The sequence below is a fragment of the Ercella succinigenes genome (genome assembly GCF_900002895.1).
Genome location: NZ_CDHP01000020.1, coordinates 90,614 through 112,286, shown reverse-complemented (window position 1 = coordinate 112,286; position 21,673 = coordinate 90,614). Strand labels below are relative to the sequence as shown.

Annotated in this window: 19 protein-coding genes and 1 other RNA gene; 15 read left to right on the top strand and 5 right to left on the bottom strand. The window is 38.8% G+C overall.

Annotated features, from left to right (window positions below; translation table 11 throughout):
- Positions 1-50: 50 nt before the first annotated feature.
- From topA to AC0KSB_RS05840, 3 genes are read left to right on the top strand one after another with little or no spacing between them, the layout of a single operon-like run.
- Positions 51-2,300 (top strand): type I DNA topoisomerase, encoded by a 2,250-nt coding sequence (topA, locus tag AC0KSB_RS05850; RefSeq protein ID WP_472307274.1) that lies wholly within the window; start codon positions 51-53, stop codon positions 2,298-2,300.
- Entirely contained in the window at positions 2,297-3,637 is a 1,341-nt protein-coding gene (trmFO, locus tag AC0KSB_RS05845; RefSeq protein ID WP_472307273.1) for a methylenetetrahydrofolate--tRNA-(uracil(54)-C(5))-methyltransferase (FADH(2)-oxidizing) TrmFO, read from the top strand. The genes topA and trmFO overlap by 4 nt, the downstream gene beginning before the upstream one ends.
- A gap of 15 nt (positions 3,638-3,652) precedes the next feature.
- Positions 3,653-4,606, top strand: a complete 954-nt coding sequence (locus tag AC0KSB_RS05840; RefSeq protein WP_472307272.1) for a YesL family protein — start codon at positions 3,653-3,655, stop codon at positions 4,604-4,606.
- A 33-nt stretch (positions 4,607-4,639) separates the two neighbouring features.
- Here AC0KSB_RS05840 and AC0KSB_RS05835 read toward each other — a convergent pair whose 3' ends face one another.
- The 5 genes from AC0KSB_RS05835 to dapA form a co-directional block, all read right to left on the bottom strand.
- The gene (locus AC0KSB_RS05835; RefSeq protein WP_472307271.1) at positions 4,640-5,299 is read right to left on the bottom strand and encodes an RloB domain-containing protein; all 660 of its coding nucleotides are present in this window, start codon (positions 5,297-5,299) and stop codon (positions 4,640-4,642) included.
- 2 nt (positions 5,300-5,301) lie between these two features.
- Positions 5,302-6,630 (bottom strand): AAA family ATPase, encoded by a 1,329-nt coding sequence (locus AC0KSB_RS05830; protein ID WP_472307270.1) that lies wholly within the window; start codon positions 6,628-6,630, stop codon positions 5,302-5,304.
- 267 nt (positions 6,631-6,897) lie between these two features.
- The gene (locus AC0KSB_RS05825; protein ID WP_472307269.1) at positions 6,898-8,016 is read right to left on the bottom strand and encodes a sensor domain-containing diguanylate cyclase; all 1,119 of its coding nucleotides are present in this window, start codon (positions 8,014-8,016) and stop codon (positions 6,898-6,900) included.
- A gap of 199 nt (positions 8,017-8,215) precedes the next feature.
- Positions 8,216-8,974: a 4-hydroxy-tetrahydrodipicolinate reductase gene (dapB, locus tag AC0KSB_RS05820; protein WP_472307268.1), complete on the bottom strand. Its 759-nt coding sequence runs from the start codon at positions 8,972-8,974 to the stop codon at positions 8,216-8,218.
- 120 nt (positions 8,975-9,094) lie between these two features.
- On the bottom strand, positions 9,095-9,973 hold the full coding sequence (gene dapA, locus AC0KSB_RS05815) for a 4-hydroxy-tetrahydrodipicolinate synthase (protein WP_472307267.1): 879 nt from the start codon (positions 9,971-9,973) through the stop codon (positions 9,095-9,097).
- Between the two features lie 179 nt (positions 9,974-10,152).
- Between dapA and queA the strand changes: the two genes are divergently transcribed.
- From queA to rpsO, 12 genes are all read left to right on the top strand, one after another.
- Positions 10,153-11,196 (top strand): tRNA preQ1(34) S-adenosylmethionine ribosyltransferase-isomerase QueA, encoded by a 1,044-nt coding sequence (gene queA, locus AC0KSB_RS05810; protein WP_472307266.1) that lies wholly within the window; start codon positions 10,153-10,155, stop codon positions 11,194-11,196.
- 81 nt (positions 11,197-11,277) lie between these two features.
- A complete protein-coding gene (gene tgt, locus AC0KSB_RS05805; protein ID WP_472307265.1) occupies positions 11,278-12,426 on the top strand; it encodes a tRNA guanosine(34) transglycosylase Tgt in 1,149 nt (382 codons plus the stop codon).
- A gap of 123 nt (positions 12,427-12,549) precedes the next feature.
- Positions 12,550-12,864 carry a preprotein translocase subunit YajC gene (gene yajC / locus AC0KSB_RS05800; protein WP_472307264.1) on the top strand — a complete coding sequence of 105 codons (315 nt, stop codon included), beginning with the start codon at positions 12,550-12,552 and terminating at the stop codon, positions 12,862-12,864.
- Between the two features lie 56 nt (positions 12,865-12,920).
- A complete protein-coding gene (gene scfA / locus AC0KSB_RS05795; protein WP_472307326.1) occupies positions 12,921-13,067 on the top strand; it encodes a six-cysteine ranthipeptide SCIFF in 147 nt (48 codons plus the stop codon).
- A 159-nt stretch (positions 13,068-13,226) separates the two neighbouring features.
- Entirely contained in the window at positions 13,227-14,588 is a 1,362-nt protein-coding gene (gene scfB / locus AC0KSB_RS05790) for a thioether cross-link-forming SCIFF peptide maturase (protein WP_472307324.1), read from the top strand.
- 145 nt (positions 14,589-14,733) lie between these two features.
- Entirely contained in the window at positions 14,734-16,614 is a 1,881-nt protein-coding gene (gene dnaG / locus AC0KSB_RS05785) for a DNA primase (protein ID WP_472307322.1), read from the top strand.
- Between the two features lie 236 nt (positions 16,615-16,850).
- A complete protein-coding gene (rpoD, locus tag AC0KSB_RS05780; protein ID WP_472307320.1) occupies positions 16,851-17,900 on the top strand; it encodes an RNA polymerase sigma factor RpoD in 1,050 nt (349 codons plus the stop codon).
- 39 nt (positions 17,901-17,939) lie between these two features.
- Positions 17,940-18,707 (top strand): class I SAM-dependent methyltransferase, encoded by a 768-nt coding sequence (locus AC0KSB_RS05775; protein WP_472307263.1) that lies wholly within the window; start codon positions 17,940-17,942, stop codon positions 18,705-18,707.
- A gap of 3 nt (positions 18,708-18,710) precedes the next feature.
- On the top strand, positions 18,711-19,532 hold the full coding sequence (locus AC0KSB_RS05770; protein ID WP_472307262.1) for a Nif3-like dinuclear metal center hexameric protein: 822 nt from the start codon (positions 18,711-18,713) through the stop codon (positions 19,530-19,532).
- Positions 19,530-19,875, top strand: an RNA gene (gene rnpB / locus AC0KSB_RS05765) — RNase P RNA component class A. Before AC0KSB_RS05770 ends, rnpB begins: the two co-directional genes overlap by 3 nt.
- Before the next feature lie 28 nt (positions 19,876-19,903).
- Positions 19,904-21,085, top strand: coding sequence for an AIR synthase-related protein (locus AC0KSB_RS05760; protein ID WP_472307261.1), 1,182 nt, complete (start codon positions 19,904-19,906; stop codon positions 21,083-21,085).
- A 118-nt stretch (positions 21,086-21,203) separates the two neighbouring features.
- Entirely contained in the window at positions 21,204-21,467 is a 264-nt protein-coding gene (gene rpsO, locus AC0KSB_RS05755; protein ID WP_472307260.1) for a 30S ribosomal protein S15, read from the top strand.
- Positions 21,468-21,673 lie beyond the last annotated feature (206 nt).

Sequence of the window (21,673 nt, the reverse complement as noted above, 5' to 3'; positions counted from 1 at the left end):
TTTTTGATAGCTGTGCTGTAAATTATTTTATTTATAAAGGAATTGATTAAATGGGAAAAAACCTGGTAATAGTCGAGTCGCCTGCTAAAGCTAAGACAATTGGCAGATATCTTGGAGATGATTATATTATATCTGCATCGGTTGGGCATATACGTGATTTGCCTTCTTCCTCAATTGGTGTAGATGTCAAGCAAGGTTTTAAACCTCGCTATATAACTATGAAGGGCAAAGAAAAAGTAATACGTGAATTAAAAGATCTTGCAGCTGATGCAGATCGAATTTTGATCGCAACTGACCCTGATCGTGAGGGAGAGGCTATAGCCTGGCATATCGCCCATGTGCTCAAAGTAGATGAGAACAGTCAGTGCCGTATAGCTTTTAATGAAATAACCGAGTCTGCTGTCAAAAAAGCTGTGGAAAGCCCTCGGCCAATAGATATGAATAGAGTTAACTCACAGCAGGCAAGAAGAATTCTGGACAGGCTTGTAGGTTATGAATTAAGTCCCTTGCTTTGGCGAAAGGTTCGTAAAGGTCTTTCTGCCGGTAGAGTACAATCTGTGGCTACAAGAATGATTGTTCAAAGAGAAAGAGAGATAAAAGCATTTAATCCGGAAGAATATTGGCTTTTGACTGCTTTTCTTAAAAAACAAGCTGCAGATTCGCCTTTCCGCAGTCGATATCACGGCGAATTTAATGGCAAAAAGCTTGAAAAGCGCAAAGTGAAAAGTCTTGAAGAAATGCAGGAGTTATTGAAATCTCTTGAAAATAAGGAATGGCAGGTTCAGAAAGTAAAAAAAGGCAGCAGGCAAAAACAGCCGAATGCACCTTTTACAACAAGTACGCTGCAGCAGGAAGCATCACGTTATCTTGGTTATAGTTCAAAGAGAACAATGAGTGTTGCACAGCAGCTTTATGAAGGGGTGGATCTGCCATCTGTCGGAGCAACTGCTTTAGTTACTTATATCCGTACAGATTCAATGCGCGTTTCACCTGAAGCCGAGCAGGAAGCACGTAAATATATTATTTCACAGTATGGCGATAGTTATTTACCTAAATCACCACGGAAATTCAAAAATAAAAATGCAGCCCAGGATGCTCATGAGGCGATTCGGCCGGCTCATTTTGAACTTCCTCCAGACAAGATCAGAGCTCAGCTTTCCAATGACCAATATAGATTATATAAGCTGATATGGGATAAATTTATGGCATCTCAGATGGCTGCTGCTATTGTAGACACTGTGACTGCGGATATTGTTGCGCATACACATTTGTTTAGAGTAAGCGGAGAAACAGTCAAATTTCCAGGATGGCTTAAACAGTATGGTGTTTCAGCAGAAGGTAGTCAGGAGGATGAAAAAGAAAGTGACGATTTGAATAAGGAAGTATTGCCCGAATTAAGTGAAGGTGACAAACTTATTCTAGATCATCTCAAACCTGAGCAAAAATTCACTCAGCCACCTCCGCGCTACACTGAAGCAAGTCTGATAAAAGCTATGGAAGAACAAGGTATAGGAAGACCGTCAACATATGCTCCCACTATATCTACGATTCTGGACAGAAAATATGTAGACAAGGATAAACGTCATCTATTGCCTACTGATTTAGGAACTATTGTCACAGAATTGCTGGAAAATCATTTTGACAATATTGTAGATGTGACATTTACCGCAGGGATGGAAAAAGATCTTGATACTGTAGAGTCAGGTGATGAAAACTGGGTAAGACTACTTGAGCAATTCTATCCTCCTTTTCACGAAAGAATAGAAAAGGCAAATGATAATGTTGAAAGAGTAAAAATGCCGGAGGTTCCTACAGGGGAGAAATGTCCTACCTGTAATGAAGGCGATCTGGTTATAAAAGAAGGAAGATACGGCAAATTTATAGCCTGTACAAATTATCCTGAATGTAAGTTCACCAAAAACGTAGAAGAACAGGTTCAGGGTAAATGTCCTTTATGTGGTTCAGGGCTTATTGCCAGAACATCAAGAAAATACCGCAATAGCCGGTTTTACACTTGTGATAAAAAAGGAAGTGACCCGGAATGTGGCTTTATCAGCTGGGATATACCCATAGACGGAAGAACCTGTGAAACCTGCGGAACTTACATGGTATGGAAAAGATTCCGTGGACGTTCCTTCCCTAAATGTGGTAATAGAGATTGTCCGACAAACCAAAAAAAGGCTACTAAGAAAACAGAAAAATCGGCTAAAGAGAAATCAGATAAGACTGCCTCAAATGACAGTCTGACAAGTGATACTACTGCTGATAAAACATCAGTAGATTCAGGTGATGATGTATGAAGCAGGCAACTGTAATAGGAGCTGGCCTTGCAGGCTGTGAAGCTGCCTGGCAACTGGCACAATGTGGAGTACAGGTCAATTTAATAGAGATGAAGCCACGGCATATGACTCAGGCGCATAATTTGCCTTATATGGCAGAACTTGTTTGTAGTAATTCTTTGAGAGCGGCCAGACTGGAAAATGCGGTTGGTTTGCTCAAAGAGGAAATGCGCAGATTGGATTCTTTAATTGTTCGTTGTGCTGATCAGACTTCTTTGCCGGCAGGCGGTGCTCTTGCCGTAGATAGAGAAGCTTTTGCTAAATTGGTTACTTCTGAGATTATGGACAATCCGTTTATAAGCGTAACAACTCAAAAAATAGACAAATTACCACAAAGCGGATTGACTGTTATTGCCACCGGTCCGTTGACCGAAGGTGACTTGTTTGCAGATATTGAAAAAGAACTGGGACAGAATACTTTGCATTTCTTTGATGCGGCCGCGCCGATTGTTGCATCTGATTCGATAAACTATGATATTGCTTTTCGCCAGTCAAGATATGACAGGGGAGGAGCTGACTACATTAATTGTCCGTTTAACAAAGATGAATACCAGCATTTTTATGAAGCCTTAATTACTGCAGAGCTGGCAGCCGTACATGATTTTGACCGCGAAATAGTTTTTGAAGGCTGTATGCCGATTGAAACGATGGCCAAAAGAGGGTATGACACAATTAGATTTGGTCCTCTAAAACCTGTAGGCTTAAAAGACCCAAGAACGGAAAAAGAACCGTTTGCTTGTGTACAGCTCCGTCAGGATAATCAGGCTGCCACCTTATACAATCTTGTTGGTTTTCAGACCAGATTGAAATTCCCTGAGCAGAAAAGGGTTTTTCAGATGATACCTGGTTTAGAGAATGCTGAATTTGTAAGATATGGTGTTATGCACAGAAATACATTTATGAAATCACCTGATATATTAAATGCTGATTATAGTTGCAGAAAAAGATCAGATTTGTATTTTGCCGGACAGATGACCGGGGTGGAGGGTTATGTTGAATCTGCTGCTTCTGGCATAATCGCAGGGTTTCAGGCTGCATTACAGGTTCTTGGTATTAATTCTGAAAATAGATCAAAACTTTTGCCTGACAGGCATACAGTCATTGGTGCGATGGCACATTATGTATCTTCTGCCGATAGCAAAAATTTCCAGCCGATGAATGCTAATTTCGGGCTGGTTGACTTGCCGGAACAGAAATTTAAGGGCAAAGCGGCAAAAATTCAGGCGATTATAAGTGAGTCGTTGGAACAAATTGACCGTCTGTCTGCACTGCGTTATAATTTTCTGATTAACAAATAATTGATGGAGGCTTTCATGGCAGGTTTTTTTGGTTTTTTTAATTACAATAAAGAGGGAAAAGGTGTAAATCCAGAAGATTTGGATCGTGGTGCGATACCAACTTTTTTTGGTATTGTCGGCCGCAAGTTTTGGAAAATAGCCTTGATTAATATAATGTACGTGATTTTTAGCATACCGGCATTATTGCTTGCTTTTTTTGGCAGTTCTTTTCTAATACAGACATTGTTTCCCGGTTTGGATTTTAATGCTGCTTTAGGAACCGTGCAAGAAGGGACTGACCTGCTGATTGCACAAGCCTTTGAGATGACCTTGATGTTTTTCCTTTTTGGAATGCTTCTTACCGGGCTTTCTTTAATAATCATAGGACCGGTGCATGCAGGAATAGTATATGTTTTAAGAAACTATAGCAGAGAGGAACACTCTTTTATCTGGTCAGACTTTAAGGAACATGCTTTATCCAATATTAAACAATCTCTGGCATCTGGTCTGATTGCTTTTGTTGTTACAATAGTGTTTGTCGTTAATTTGAATTTTTACAACCAGGCTGGATTTATTCAAAATGAGCTGATTAAAACTGTTCTGACCACAGTAATTGTTATTCTTTTTTTATTATTTTGCATAATGCAGATGTATCTGTATCCAATGATGGTAACTTTTGAGCTCAATCTAAAACAGCTTTATAAAAACAGTTTTTTCTTTGCCATCCTTAAATTGCCAATGAATTTTCTTATGCTGATTTTATCTTTTATAGTAATATTTGGCATACCGGCTGTTTTGATTTTCATCAATAATGGTATAACATTTATCTTAGCAGTGTTCTGGTATTTATTCTTTGGTTTTGCTTTTAATCTTTTGATGACAACTTTCTATGCTTACCGAGGTCTGGATAAATATATGATGAAAAAATCAGATGATTCAGAGTCTGATGATTTTATAGAGGATTCGGTAGAAGAATCTGTAGATAATTAGTATTGCTGAATGCTTGATTTTATTAAACGTTTTTTAAACCAAACTGCACTCTACTAAAACTCGTTCAATCACTTCCCATATTGCCAACGAAGGATTTTCTTTGTAGTATCTGTACCCCTTGTATTCTTGAAGCACATAGCCGTTTTCTGAATTTCTTTGCATAATCAGCTTGGCTCGTTCTACGGCATCTCTGACATTTTGCAAGGCGAGCTGCCCCAAGACCCTTTTAAAGTTGTTCTCATGCTTAAACTCATCCATGTTTTCAAAGTTTTCATTATAAGCACGGTTAATATGCTGCAAGTATTGTCTCCGATGCGCTAACGAGCCATTACAGTTTGAATTGTGGAGCACAATCCATAAATCAAAAGTCAGGTTTGTATAACCGAATTTATAGTTTATTTGCTTTCCAAGTTCTTTTGCAAGCTTCATGTTATCCATGGCTTCTCTGAATTCTCTTACATGAATTTCATCATCGCTTTCATAATCCGAAATATGATAAATATCTGTTTTACTCGTCACGACAATCGATTTAGCCCGCTTCAGGGGATTCTTTTGAACAGGGCAATCAAATGAAACCTTATATTCAGAATCAGCCGTTTCATTTATGAGATTTTGAAGCCATTTAAAATACCACTGCTCTGTCTCACCTTCAACACTGAAATAGTACTTTTTTGTCTGTTTTAACTTTGCCATTTCTACACCTCTCTTTCTCTAGAGATTAACTCCTCAAAGATCGGTGTAAAGTCGATATCTTTTATCGCACCATATTGGCTGATAAAGTAATTCTTCATATAGTCTTCGTGCTTCCTGACACCCTTTTCACCGGTAGTTCCAAAGTCGGACAAAGCGTATAATACACTGTTATTATTACTCTCATCTCGTTCTACAAATTTTATCTCATCTCTTCTAAGGATATTTGAGTTTAAGAATATTGGGTTATGCGTATTAAAAATCAGCTGTGCATGTTTTTCATTAATATCATCATTATGGAATATATTGATGATGCTCATCAGTGCCATAGGATGGATTGATGCATCAAACTCATCCACGACTAATGTTCCACCTGTCAAAATTGCTCTTATTACTAATGGGAACATGTTTAAAAATCTTATCGTTCCATACGATTCAAATATCTCCGCAGCGACAATTGCATTTTTTTGATCCTTTATATTTTTAAATATTGAACACAACTTGGCTTCGGCCTCATCTTCGCTTATTACGTATCCTAGCGCATTAGAGTTTATTCCAAATAGCTTTGCCGCATTATTTGTTGTTTTTTCAACATATACCGTCTGTTTTTGCGGATCCACAAATCGCTTTATGAGTTGCAGGGAATCTGCTCTATAAATAACCATGAACTTGTTTGTAAACCAATTGTTAATTATCTTAACAAAGCCCTGGCTTATGATAAGTTTAAATCCGTTCATTAAAAACAGCTCTTTATCATTCAAACTGTTTTTCGCAATTTCTTTTACGCTATCTTCATTCTTGCGAACGCCGCTCGAAATAAACTTATTGATATTTTTAAAATCTCCAAAGGATAGTTTCCCATCTCTGATAAAAATCTTTTCATTATTAACATGGAGTTCTTCTATCAGTACTTTTCTTGTATATGCACTATCCAAAAAGCAGCCTAAATCAAAAATTACTTTATAATGAATCAACAAATTATTTTCTATAAAATCTATAGAGAACAAAACAGGATCTGAGCATTTTGCTGTATTGTTCGGTATCAATTCTAAAGCACTTGCTGCTTGGTTAGGCGAAGATTGTTCTTCGGAATTGCGAATATGTCCTCTAAGTACGATCGCTCTAAAAGTGTCCATAGCCCCTATAATATTGGTCTTACCAGAAGCATTAGGTCCATAGATAACAGAAGAACAAAGTCCCTTTAAATTTTTTCCTTTTATCTTTTTAATGAGCAAGCTATAATCTAACCCTTTCTGTTTCGGGGCAGCAGTCATTGAAAGTACTGCTTCATCTGCGAATGATTTATAGTTCTTTGTTTTAAATTCCAAAAGCATATATTTTACCCTCCATTTTGCAATTTTTCTGCAAAACATTAGCTTGATTATAGCTTTTTTTTATATTTAAGTCAATTTTTTTGTGTTGTTTTGCAGAAAAAATGCAAAACAACACCAAGTTTTAACCGTGGATGATTTATCTTCCTTCTTATACACATATAACTAGTGATATTGCCTAAAATAGTTATTTAGACTCGCTCGAAATACTATTGTAATTTTCCTGCCATGATAAGATGTTTTGGTAATTACTATGATATACAAAATGTATTAACAGACCTCAGGTGTTTTTGCTAAAATGCACTGATTTTTGCCGTTATTTTTAGCAGTATACAAAGCTTTATCAGCTTTTTGGTATGATGAGTTTAATGAATTTGATTTTAGGTATTTTAGGTCTGCTATTCCAAAGCTAGCAGTAATTTGTATTTCTTTTCCGTCTACAAAAAATATTTTGTTTTCTATAGCACTTCTAATGCGTTCTGCTATAGGAAAGCCTTCTTTTGCGGATGTGTTATGAAGCATTATGATAAACTCTTCTCCGCCCCAACGTGCTAGGAGGTCAATCTCTCTCAACTCTGTTTTTAGAATAAAAGAAAATTGTTTTAATATTTCGTCTCCTATAGGATGTCCGTAGCTATCATTAATATTTTTGAAATAGTCTATGTCGACCAGAATAATACAAGCTTTGTTATCGTGCCTTGGTATTTCAAGCAACGCTCTTTCAATCAGTTTTTCAAATTCCCTTCTGTTTAATAATCCTGTTAATTCGTCACAGGAAGCCATATAAGTTAATTTTATATTGATTTCTTCCAAATCTTTTTTTTGCATTTCAAGTTTAGCATTTTGTTTTTCTATTAATTTTTTTTGCAAAAAATCTTTACTGTAGTATTGCCATAGAATATTTGATAGTGCTATACCAATTGCTGCGGCTGTAATTCCATTTACTCTGTTTGATGCCAGAACTGATGGATTATTTTGGGTGAGCTCTATAGAAAAATAAAAAATCAAGTAGGCAGTTATATAAATTGGTACAGAAGCTAAAGGTTTTAATAAAAATACCAGTGCAATTACTGTGCAGATAACAAGGAACGGAGTTATGCTTGTAGTGACTAATTGATCTATAGAAACAATAGCAACACCTAAAACAATTATCAAAAAAATATATAAATATTGAAGAAATAGCATTGTCTTCAAAGAGGAAATTTCTTTTTGTTTTAAATAAGCAACAATAAGCAGAGTAAATACATACATTGTAATCAAAACTATATGTAACAATATAATACCTGCTCGCCATACAATTTCTGTGCTGTTATCTGCTTTTACAAAAAAAACAAACATTATTAGATGCAATAAGCTAACAGGAATACCAAAAAAAACAACTTTTTTCATTCTGCCGTAATTTGTTTTTACCGACTCAAGATATATTTCATTATTTTGGGCAAAATTTTTTTTTATTTTCTGCATTAGCAACCGTCTCCATATCTAATGGTCTGAATGTCTTTCAAAAAAGCTGATAAATTCTGCAAACAATTTGTTGACGGAATTTACCAGCTTTGTATTTGAGAATTTAATTACTTTTGCCCGATCTTTAATTGCTGGCAATTAAATCCTTCATATTGTACATGCCTGCTGGTTTTCCCGGCATAAATCTGGCGGCAGCTAATGCTCCACGAGCAAAAACATCGCGTGAGTGTGCGCTATGATGTATGGAGAGGGTTTCTTCACCGCCGGCAAACATTACTGTATGTTCACCTACAATGTTACCTCCGCGAATAGCGTGCAGTCCTATTTCATTATCTTTTCTGGCTTCTTTTTTCTGACTGCGGTCATAAACATATTCCAGTTGATTGTCAAGTGTTTCATTCAAGGCATCCGCAATCATCAATGCTGTTCCTGATGGGGCGTCTACTTTGCGCTTGTGATGTGCTTCGACGATTTCCAGGTCGAATTCCGGGTAAAGCATTTTGACCGTCTGTTGTGCCAGATGAATCAGTACATTAATTCCCAGGGACATATTGGCAGATACAAAAACAGCTTGCTTTTTACTTATTTCCTGAAGCTCGTTTTTTTGTTCCTGACTAAGTCCTGTTGTGCATATAACGGCAGGTTTGCCTGTTTTACGCATTAAGTTAAATAACTCAGGTAAAGCCAGAGGATTGGAAAAATCAATAATTACATCGAAGTCTTCTTGGCATTCTGAGGCTTTCTGGTATACAGGAAAGCCGATATTAGCATCTTGGTTGAGATCACTCCCGGCGACAATCTGAAGATCATCGTAACTTTTGGTAAGCTCAAGTATTACCCTTCCCATGTGTCCCAGACAACCACTCATAAAAATTGAAGTCATATAAACCTCCTGAAGTTTTGTTTGGCGTTCAGAATAAATTCTGAAACTTTTTTGCTTCCTCAATCAGCTTTTATGTCAATTGAGGAAGCAAGTGTTAATTTGCTGAATTAAACAATTTATTTAGATTAGTTTATAGGCTTTTAGTACTTCTTTTATTTTTTCCTGCGATTGTTCTGAAGGCTCACATAGTGGCAAGCGACATTCTCCTACGTTCATGCCTATTATATTCATTGCAGCTTTTACCGGTATGGGATTTACTTCGCAGAACATAGCCTTTATTAAAGGAATCAAGCTTATTTGAAGATCGCGAGCCTGTTCTATTTTGCCGTCCATCCAGTATTCAACAATTGAGTGTACTTTTTCCGGGACAATATTTGCAACAACGGAAATAACACCTTTGCCTCCAAGTGAAAGCATAGGAACTACCATCGGATCTTCACCGGTATAAAGATTAAGATCATCTTTGCAAAGTCCGGCAATTTCGGCGGCCTGATCGAGATTACATTCTTTGGTTCCGTTGATGTTTGGGTGTGCACTTAATCTCTTATATGTCTGAGGTGCGATGTTAAGTGCTGTTCTTGATGGAACATTATAAAGAATGATCGGCTTATCAATTGCGTCTGCTATAGCAATGAAATGGCGGTAAAGTCCTTCTTGCGAACATTTATTGTAATAAGGTGTGACACTTAAGATAGCGTCTGCACCGTATTCACAAGCTTTTTTGGTTAGCTCTATTGCGTGCTTGGTATCATTGCTGCCTGTACCTGCTATTACAGGTACTCTTCCTGCTACTGTATCAACGACATGTTTGATTGTGGCAAGATGCTCTGAGTCAGGCATAGTTGAAGCCTCGCCAGTTGTACCGGCTACCAAAATAGCATCAGTTTTGTTTGCGATATGGAATTCACACAATTCCGATAATTTACCGAAATCGACACCTTTATCCGTAAATGGCGTGACAATTGCAACAGCAGAGCCAATAAATACGGGTTTTTTCATAGTGATTTCCTCCAATTTTTTCTTAGTCTTAAACGACTGTAATTTTTGTCTTTGCAGATTTTCTGCACTTTTCAGATTGACACATAGTCTTAATAATCATATCATTATCACTAGTTTACAGTCAATTCGAGTCAAGTGAAGAATGTTAGCTGACTAGAAGTTTTTTCAATTGGAGATTTATGATTAGAAAACAGGATTTTTATTATGATTTACCTGAAGAACTGATTGCTCAGCATCCTTTGCAGCAGCGTGACAGTTCTCGTTTGCTAGTGCTGCCGCAAAACGAGCAGCAGCTTGTACATAGTATTTTTTCGGATTTGCCAGAATATCTGCAGTCCGGAGATTGTTTGGTTATCAATAATACAAGGGTTTTGCCTGCCCGGCTTATGGGAAGAAAAAGAGATAGTGAGATTGCTGTTGAATTTCTTTTGCTAAAAAGAATAGAGCTTGATGTCTGGGAAGTAATGGTTAGACCAGGCAGACGTCTTAGAGAAGGCCATATTGTTGATTTTGTCCCTGATATTCTTTCTGCCGAGATACTGGAAATAGTTGAAGGTGGCAACCGTTTGGTAAAATTCAGCTACAAGGGTGTCTGGGAGGAAATACTTGATAAAGCCGGTACGATGCCTTTGCCTCCATATATTCATGAACAACTGGAGGATAGGGAAAGATACCAGACTGTATATGCCTGTCAGGAAGGTTCGGCAGCAGCTCCTACTGCAGGCCTTCACTTTACACCTGAGCTTCTTGAGCAACTTAGAAATAAAGGGGTAAATATTGCCGAAGTTACCTTGCATGTGGGATTAGGTACATTTCGCCCGGTAAAAGTTGATAATATTCTGGAGCATAAAATGCACTCGGAATATTATGAAATAGGAGAGTCTGCAGCTGATATAATCAATCAGACTAAGAGCGGTGGCGGGCGGATTATTGCTGTGGGTACTACCAGCTGCCGGGTTCTTGAGGCCGTGACCGATAGAGAAACCGGCAGAATATGTGCTCGGAAAGGCTGGACAGATATTTTTATTTATCCCGGATATCAATTCTGTATGATAGATGGTTTAATCACAAATTTTCATCTGCCTGAATCGACTTTGATGATGCTGGTATCTGCTTTTGCCGGCAGAGATCGTGTAATGTCGGCTTATCAAGAAGCTGTTGCGCAGAAATACAGGTTTTTTAGCTTTGGCGATGCTATGTTGCTTTTTCCAAATAAAAAATAGATTTTGATTATTAATTTTATCAGTGCTGGTAATTTGATTTGCTGATACGCCATTAGATAAAGTGAAAGAGAGAAACGATAAATGAATTATGCGGATAAATATCCGGTCTGGTATGAATTGAAACATATTTGCAAACAATCCGGTGCTCGTCTTGGTGTTGTTCACACACCACATGGCAGCTTTGATACGCCGGCCTTTATGCCGGTAGGAACCCAGGCAACTGTCAAGGGGATGTCTCCAGATGAGATTAAATCCATGGGAGCCGGTATTATTTTGTCAAATACATATCATCTATGGATGCGTCCCGGTAGTGATATAGTGCGTGATGCCGGCGGACTTCATAAATTTATGAACTGGGATCGGGCTATACTTACTGATAGTGGCGGGTTTCAGGTATTCAGTCTTAGTGATAACAGGAAAATAGATGAAGAAGGTGTGCATTTCAGATCTCATATTGATGGTTCTAAGCATATTTTGACACCGGAAAAATCTATTGCTGTGCAAAATGATCTTGGTGCGGATATAATAATGGCTTTTGATGAATGTATCCCCTGGCCGGCAGATCATGATTATGCCAGAAAATCTTTACAGCGTACTACACGCTGGCTTGAAAGATGTATAAAAGCACATGAAAAGGCAGATAAACAAGCTCTTTTTGGCATAATCCAAGGTTCTACATATACTGATCTGCGTAAGCAAAGTGCCAGAGAGATTACTCAGTTTGATTTGCCGGGATATGCTATTGGCGGTTTGAGTGTGGGCGAACCTGCTGATCAATTGTATGAAATGCTTGAGGCAACCGTCCCGCTGATGCCATCGGATAAACCTCGTTATCTGATGGGGGTTGGCACGCCGGATTATCTTATAGAAAGTGCAGTAAGAGGAATTGATATGTTTGATTGTGTTTTGCCAACAAGAATAGGTAGAAACGGAACTGTTCTTACAAGTGGCGGCAGAATGATAATCAGGGATGCAAAATTTGCCAGAGATTATAATCCCATTGATGAGAACTGTGATTGCTATGTATGTAAAAATTATAGCCGTGCATATATAAGACATCTGATAAAAGCTGGTGAAATGTTTGGCCTGCGTTTGGCGTCATGGCATAACATTCATTTCTTGCTGAATTTGATGGAGGAAGTCAGGTTAGCAATAGCTAAGGACAGGCTGCTTGATTTCAAAACTGAGTTTTTTGAAAAATTCGGCTATGGTAAATTAAAAAAAGCATAATGCAAAGACTTCTGATTTGTAATTGTACTTGCATCAAGTGGCAATGCAGTGGTAATATAAGTTTTGTCTATGATCTGCCTGCTTTATGAGCAAGAGCAGAAGATACTTTAGGAGGCTTCTCGAATGATAATGACAAATAGTGTATTAACAAATGTAGGTGGTATCGAGGGTATACTCGGTCTGGTTCTGCCTTTAGCTCTGATGTTCGGTTTGATGTACCTGCTTCTTATCCGTCCACAGAAGAAAAAGGAAAAAAAGCTGCGTGAGCAGATCAATGCAATGGTTGTCGGTGACAATGTTGTTACTATCGGTGGTGTTGTCGGACGTGTTGTAAACATCAAAGATGACGAAATTACTATTTCTACAAGTGTTGCCAATACTTTGGTTACTTTTAAGAAATCAGCTGTAAATACTGTTGTTAAGCCGGTTTCTGAATAACATTGGAAATAATCAGATAATTTAATATAATTTTTTATATCAGGGGGATATTAATGATGAAACATATTCAAACTATCAGTGGTGTATGTATACAGCCAGCCGAGAACGCTTCAGCTTGTGGTGAATGCCAGACTTCCTGTCAGTCTGCATGTAAAACCAGCTGTACTGTCGCCAATCAGCCTTGTGAGCAGGTAGAGCGCTAAGCTTGACTCTTCTGCAAATAAGCTTTTCCTGATTGATGTGATTTCAGACACCCGGATAGTGAAAAGCCCTAAGGCTTTTCACTATTTGCTTGTTTGAGAAAAAATTCTGTAGGCAAGGGATATGCCTGATAATATACTGGAGGCAAAAAATTGGTTCATATGTTTGTTATGCTGGGCGAACGTCTGGCTTTTGATTCTGAAAGTGGTGCCTTGCATCGCCTTGATAATCTGGCCGGAGATGTACTGGCTTTATATATTGAATATAATGGTCAAAGACCACCGTTAAACGATATGCAAAAATTGGCGGCGACTCATGGGACAGATGTTTTCGAAGTAGCAGAGGAATTAGATGTATTGATTTCGCGTGAGGAATTGTTCTGTCCTTCAAGAGAGGTTACTGTCGAACAGTTGTATCCTGATCAGCCTAGAATCAAATCAATGTGTCTTCATTTGTGTCATGACTGCAATCTTCGTTGTAAATATTGCTTTGCCGGTACAGGTGATTTCGGCACAGGTCATCGCTCAATGCTAAGTGAAGAAACCGGGCGTCGGGCGATAGATTTTCTAATAGAGGCATCAGGTCCCAGAAAACACCTTGATATAGATTTTTTTGGTGGCGAACCTTTGATGAACTGGCCTGTGGTAACTGCTCTTACGGCTTATTGCAAACAAAGGATGCAGGAAACCGGTAAAATAATCAGGCTTACTATTACTACTAATGCAGTTTTGCTTGATGATGAAAAAACTGCTTTCATTAACGAGAATTTTGACAATTGTGTCTTGAGTATTGATGGCAGAAAACATGTACATGATCTGATGAGACCAGATGCCGGTGGTCATGGTTCTCATGATATGGTTGCAAAGACAATAAAAGAATTTATCAAACAAAGAGGTCAAAAACAATATTATCTAAGAGGAACATTTACGCGCAATAATCTTGATTTTGCTGAGGATGTACTGCATCTGGCAGAGTTGGGAGATCAGGTTTCCATGGAACCGGTAGTAGCACCGCCTGGCAGTGGTTATGAAATCAGACAAGAGGATTTACCACTTATTGAAGCAGAGTATGAACGTCTGGCAAAAATAATAAACCAACGTAACAATGAGAAGAATGGTTTTAATTTTTTCCATTTTGTTATGGATCTATCGAAAGGTCCATGTGCCTTTAAACGTCTTAAAGGTTGTGGTGTAGGGATGGAATACTGTGCTGTGACACCAGATGGTGATATTTATCCTTGTCATCAGTTCGTTGGTGAAGAAAAATTTAAAATGGGAAATGTTATGTCTGATCAGATCTTATTGGATTCTGCCGTGCAAAAGCCTTTTCGTCAGCTCATGGTACCAGATAAACCTGAATGTCAGGATTGCTGGGCAAGGTTTTTCTGCAGTGGTGGATGCGCTGCCAATAGTTATCATGTTAGTGGGAAAATTGACGGCTCTGATCCTATAGGATGTGCTCTGCAAAAGAAAAGACTTGAATGTGCATTGTGGTTAAAAAGCAGACAAACAGAAACTTTATAAGCGACAATAGATTTTTCTTTTGTGATTTTGCTTGTCAAACAAACCAGAAGTTAGTTTTGCATTCAACTTTTTTTGATTGTTTTTAAGATATATGAAGGTATTTAATAAATCTTGTCGAATAGTATATAGCATAGGCATTTAGAGCCTGACGAAAAAGAGATATGGAAAGAAGGTATATACTATTAGCCCATTAATTCCTGAAAATATCGTAGATGAAATAAAAAGCAGAAATGAAATTGTGTCGGTGGTTGAGCAATATGTTACGCTCGATCATAAAAGTGCCGCCAATTATTTTGGGCTATGTCCTTTTCATAAGGAGGATACTCCTTCTTTTAGTGTGTCTCCTTCGAAACAGATTTTTTATTGTTTCGGCTGCCATAAGGGTGGAGATGTAATTGGGTTTATCAAAGAGATTGAAAAGGTATCGTATCCGCAGGCTTTACGTATTCTTGCCGAAAGGGCGGGCATTGATCTGCCGGAGCCTGATGATGAGGCATGGAAAATAAAAAATGACAAAATCAAAATACAGCAGACAATTTTACTTGAAGCAGCTCGTTGGTATTATCGTAATCTCATAGGAAATCAAGGTCAGATAGCACAGCAATATTTGCAAAAAAGAGCTATATCAGCAGCGACAGCTAAAAAATTTGGTATAGGTTATGCTCCTGATAATTGGGATGGTTTGCTAAAACACTTAAAGAGTCTTTCGTACAGCGAAGGTGATCTTCTGGAAAGTGGCTTATTTAAGAGAACAAAACAGGGTAATTTGATTGACCTGTTCCGATCAAGACTGATGTTTCCTATCTTTGATGCTTTAGGAAAGGTTATTGCATTTGGCGGCAGAGTGCTTGATGAAGGCATGCCGAAATATATTAATTCTCCGGAAACTCTTGTTTATACTAAAGGCAGACATCTGTATGCCCTTAATTTGGCGAAAAACAGTAGAGCAGATAATCTGATTATTGCTGAAGGTTATTTGGATGTTATAGCTATGCATCAGGCGGGAGTAGATCAGGCTGTTGCCTCACTTGGTACAGCATTGACGGAACAGCAGGCAACTTTGTTAAGAAAGTATAAGGAAAATATTATTATCGGCTTTGATGCCGATGCGGCAGGACAGCAGGCTGCTGTCCGCAGTCTGGAAATTCTTTCTGCCAAAGGTATGAATGTTTCTGTGCTGCAAGTTCCTGATGGCAAAGATCCAGATGATTATATAAAAAAGAACGGGCCGGAAAGATTTCGTGCTCTAATCGAAAAAGCCTTACCATTAATTGATTTCAAACTGCTTACGGCAAGAAGAGCAAATGAAAATGAGCGTGGTCTTGATATTATAGGTTATCAGGATGCTGCCTGCGATATACTTGCAAAAGTAGATAATGGTATTGTCAGAGAATTATATGCTGAAAAACTAGCACAAACTTTGCATACCTCACAAGACAGTGTAATTAGTGAAATTGAGCGCAGGAGATCAGCTCCCCGTCAGGATAAAGATCATGATATGTTAAGACAACAGTTGCGGCAAAAGCAGGAAAATGCAAAGGCTAAACAGGCGGCGAACAATGATCAGGTGACAAAAGACGAACTCTTTTTGCTTGTTCTTTTGGCTTCAAATCCTGATTGCTGGTCAAATTTGCAGGAAAAGCCGCAGCCGGTTGATTTTTCACAGGGAACAATGAGAAATCTTTATGTTGAAGCAATGCCGCTTTTGGCACAAGCAGAGCTTGATACTGTTAAATTACTTGAACTTGCCGGTGATACTGTAATTCGGGGAAGAGATTTATCAGACCTTATAGCAAGTGCCAGTATGAGAATTGATGAATTAATTGATCATCAGGATGTGAATAAGGTTGCTTTAGGCTGGCTAATGAATATGAAACTTCATCAGTTGAAAAACAGAAAAAACAAACTGAACAAAGAGCTGGAAGAAAGTAGTGACAGTCAAAAAACAGGTGGTTTGCGCCGTGAATTGTTAGAGCTTTCACAGCAAATAGCAGAATTAAAAGACAATTTAAGTAAACAAGCATAACGCAGATTATAATACGGAGGTATTCAGTAATGGAAGAAAACAACAAAGAAATCATGGAGAACGGTCAGGTTGAGGCAGCTGATTCACAAGAGGCTGTCAAAAAAGAGATTGAAGCACCTGTAAAAAAGAAGGCGGCTACAAAAAAGAAACCTGCTGTTAAGAAAAAGGATACGGAAGAAAATGCTGTAAATGATGAAAAAGTAATCGCTGGTGATGATGTTATTAAAGAGCAGAGAATGGGTCTTATTGGTGAACTGGTAAAAAAAGCAAAAGAGAATAAAAATAAAATTTCTACCAAGGATGTAATGGATCTGGTAGAAGCTTCTGATATAGATATAGATCAGGCAGATAAAGTAATAGAAAAACTTGAGAGTGCCGGTATAGAAGTAATCGCCGATAATTCAGTAGAAGAAGATGTAGTAGAGGCCGAGGTAGATATTGCTGCAATTGATGGGATTGGTGTAGATGATCCTGTTAGAATGTATTTGAAAGAAATAGGTAAAGTTCCTCTTCTTACCGGCGATCAGGAAAAAGAATTGGCTCAAGCTATGCTTGATGGGGATGAAGATGCCAAAAATGCTCTTTGTGAAGCCAATCTAAGACTTGTTGTAAGTATTGCCAAAAGATATGTTGGCCGAGGCATGCAGTTTCTTGATCTGATTCAGGAGGGCAATCTTGGTCTGATCAAAGCTGTTGATAAATTTGATTATACAAAGGGATATAAATTCAGTACATATGCTACCTGGTGGATAAGACAGGCTATCACAAGAGCTATTGCCGACCAGGCAAGAACAATACGTATACCTGTGCATATGGTTGAAACAATAAATAAGCTTATCCGAATACAGCGTCAGCTGATTCAGGAGCTTGGCAGGGAACCTGAGGCTGAGGAATTGGCAAATGAGATGGGTATGACAGTGGAGAAGGTAAGAGAGATAATGAAAATTTCTCAGGAACCTGTTTCTTTGGAAAAACCAATCGGTGAGGAAGAAGACAGTCATCTTGGTGACTTCATTCCCGACGATGATGCGCCATCACCGGCAGATCAGGCTGCTTTTACTTTGTTAAAAGAACAACTTCTGGAAGTTCTTAAAGGATTAACACCAAGAGAAGAAAAAGTTCTTAGACTACGTTTTGGACTTGATGACGGACGTACCAGAACGCTTGAAGAAGTTGGTAAAGAGTTTAATGTTACCAGAGAAAGAATCCGTCAGATTGAAGCAAAGGCTTTGCGTAAAATGCGTCATCCAAGCCGCAGCAAAAAGCTTAAGGATTATCTGGATTGATGCCAAAGATCATAAAATGGAGTTTGAAAAGTATAGATAATGAATAAAAACAAATCAGAGAACGACCATAAAAACAGCAATATCTTGAGTTCTTTGAATCTGCCGCCAAGATTGCAGGCGATTGCGGATATGGTACCTGAAAATACAGCCAGAGTTGCAGATATAGGCACAGATCATGCCTATCTGCCTATCTGGTTGTTATTAAACGGAAAAGCCAGAAAAGCCGCAGCTTCAGACTTGCGTTCTGGGCCTGTCGCAAGGGCAAAGGCAAATATAAAAAAGTACGGCCTGGAAGATACAATATCGGTATGTCTCGGAGATGGTCTGGAAAAAATTAAGCTTAAGGCTGATGATCTGATCATAATTGCCGGTATGGGCGGTATGGAGATTATTCGTATTTTACAAAGACCTCTACCCCCAGATATACGTTTAATACTTCAACCTCAAAGATCTATACCGGAGCTTAGATTCTGGCTCGCTAAAAATAATTTTGAGATTGCTGATGAGAATATAGTAGTTGACCGTGCTCACTGTTATACAATAATAGAAACTGTTTATAAAAATTTTTCAACCGTTGAAAATTTGAATTCAGTAAATGATTATTACAAACATTGTGGCGAAAAAGAGTTGGTCAACTTATGGCTTGGTTCTGTCATACTTGCCAAATATAGTAATCATTCTGATTCGGACTGGGATTTTTATCTGGCGGAAATGAAAGCTGGTCTGGAAAAAATTTGTATTGGTAAACCTGAATTAAAAGCTGTATTATCAGCTGTTAATGCAGAACTTGCAAAGAAAGGAGACTGAATTATGCCTACAGTTTCTGATATTATAAGAAAAATTGAAAATATTGCCCCTCTTAGGTTGGCAGAATCATGGGATCCGGTAGGACTTCAAGTAGGAGATCCTGCATCTGAGGTTGAGGCTGTGATGTTGTGTCTTGATATCACACCGGCTGCTATTGCCAGGGCAAGAGCGCATAGGGCTAATATGATAATTACCCATCACCCGCTTATTTTCTCGCCATTATCGACTGTTAGAACTGATAAACCGGGACAACAGCTGGTTCATGATCTGATTAGACAGCAAATATCAGTTTATAGCGCGCATACTAATCTGGATGCAGCATATGGTGGTGTTGCCGATTGTCTGGCAAAAGCTCTGGAACTTGAAACTGAGAAATGGCAGATCGTTTTTCCCGGGGAGAAGAATAATCCTCAGGACGATTTAGACAAAAACCCTTCCGGACACGGTCGCTTTGCTGATCTTTATCAGCCTGTAAAGTTTTCGTGGCTTAGAAAACGTGTAATAGAAAAGCTTGGCAGCTCAGGCTGCAGAATTAATACAGACTTAGATCCAATGGTTTCCAGAGTAGCTGTTTTCCCAGGATCTTTTTCAGAAGAATGGACAGAGGATCTTGAAATACTTGATATTGACACGGTGATAACCGGTGAAGCAAAGCATCATGTTGGTTTGGAGCTTGCACAGCGTGGAATTACATTGCTTGATGCAGGTCATGATGTAACTGAAAGAGTAGTTTTGCAGCCGCTTGCAGATAAGCTGCAAAATGAGTTTTCACAAATAACCTTTGCCGTAGATGCCGGCTTGGATTATAATAAGGTGGCTTTCTGAGTAAGTTGGATGGTCGCGGGCGCATGGCGAAAGCCAGCGCGTGAGGAAAGTCCGGGCTCCATAGGGCAGGGTGCCGGGTAGTTCCCGGTGAAGGCGACTTTAAGGATAGTGCAACAGAAATAAACCGCCGGTTGTAAGACCGGTAAGGATGGAAAGGCGAGGTAAGAGCTCACCAGCGGTCTGGCAACAGTCCGGCTATGTAAACCCCATCTGGAGCAACACCGTGGAGGGACGAGAAGTGTGGCCCGCATGTCCCGGGGAGGTGGCTTGAGCTAATCAGAAATGATTGGCCTAGATAGATGACTGTCCACGACAGGACCCGGCTTACAGACTTGCTCAGAAAGCATTTTTTTCAAAAATCGGAGGAAATCATGAAAGCAGAATCATATCTTTCTCGTGGAGTATCACCAACCAAAGATGATGTAAAACTGGCTGTAGCAAAACAGTCAAAAGGTGAATTCCCAGGCTCATTTTGCAAAATAATAACAGATCCGGCCGGTGATCAGGACTGGTGCTGTTCCGTACATGCTGATGGAGCAGGTACAAAATCTTCCTCAGCTTACCTGATTTATAGAGAAACAGGCGATACTTCCTGGTTTGCAGGTATAGCACAGGATTCTCTTGTCATGAATACTGATGATCTTATCTGCATTGGAGCAACAGATAATTTTCTTGTTTCCAATACAATTGGCAGAAATGCGCATAGAGTAGATGCTGCTTGTTTAAGTTCTATTATCAATGGCTATGATGCTTTTATTGATAAAATGGCAGAGCATGATGTAAAAATTGTTATGACAGGCGGTGAGACAGCAGATGTTGGTGATCTGGTAAGAACAGTTATATGTGACTCTACAGTTGTTGTTCGTTTAAAAAGAAAAGATGTGATTAATGCTTCTAATATTAAACCTGGTCAGGTTATAGTTGGTCTTGCTTCTTTTGGACGTACAAACTATGAAGATAAAGAAAATTCTGGTATAGGTTCTAATGGACTTACTGCTGCCAGACACATGATTTTACATTCGGATTACAGGAAAATATACCCTGAGACATACGCAGATACTATGCCGGAAGATAAAGCTTATTGTGGAAGATATCATGTCAATGACAGATTGCCTGGCAGTGAACTGACTGCAGGTGAAGCTGTTCTATCTCCAACCAGAACATATTTGCCTGTAATGCGTCAGATACTGGCTAAGTATAGCGATAGAATAAGCGGGTTAATTCACTGTACCGGTGGTGGTCAGGTTAAATGCCGTGATTTCGGCAAAAATATTCGTTATGTAAAGGAAAATCTTTTCCCGACACCCTCTGTATTCCAGGCGATTTATGAATCGGGAGAGGTAAAGCAGCAGGAAATGTATCAGATCTTCAATATGGGACACCGCATGGAAATATATTGTGATCAGGACGCTGCCGATGACATAATTGCTATAGCTGCATCATATGATATGGCAGCCAGAATAATAGGGTATACAGAAGCATATAAATCAAATTTGGCTGCAGAAGAGAATCAGGTTATAATTTGTGATCAAGGTAAAGAATATATTTATTGAGTGCTTTCTTTACAAAACAAGCTGATTGTGTTAACATTTTCTGTAGTCTGCCATGTCAAGGTTTATGGATCGTCCGACCATATACTTTGACAGAGGTGAATTTCAAGGAGGAACAATAATGGACAAGGCAAGAAAAGCTGAAATTATGGCAACCTACGCTTTACACGAAGGTGATACAGGTTCACCTGAGGTACAGGTAGCTCTGCTAACAGAGCGTATCAATCATCTGACTGAACATCTGAAGACACACAAGAATGATCATCATTCACGTCGTGGTCTGCTGATGATGGTTGGACGTCGTCGTGGTTTGCTTGATTATCTGATCAGTATTGATATTGAGCGTTATCGTACAATAATCGAAAAACTCAAGATCAGAAAGTAATTAAATCTGCCGTTGTGGAAATGGTGAGCGTTAAAACTCACCATTTTTTACAGGCAAAATGAGTATTAGAAACCTGAGGGCTGTAGAAGGTAGGTTGCGCGGCTGAAGAAGCGGCCCCGGACCCTACAAACTACCGCCCAGAAGGATCGGATGCAGATAGTCTATTTGATTTATATAGATGATAAGGTTGATACAAAACCAGATCT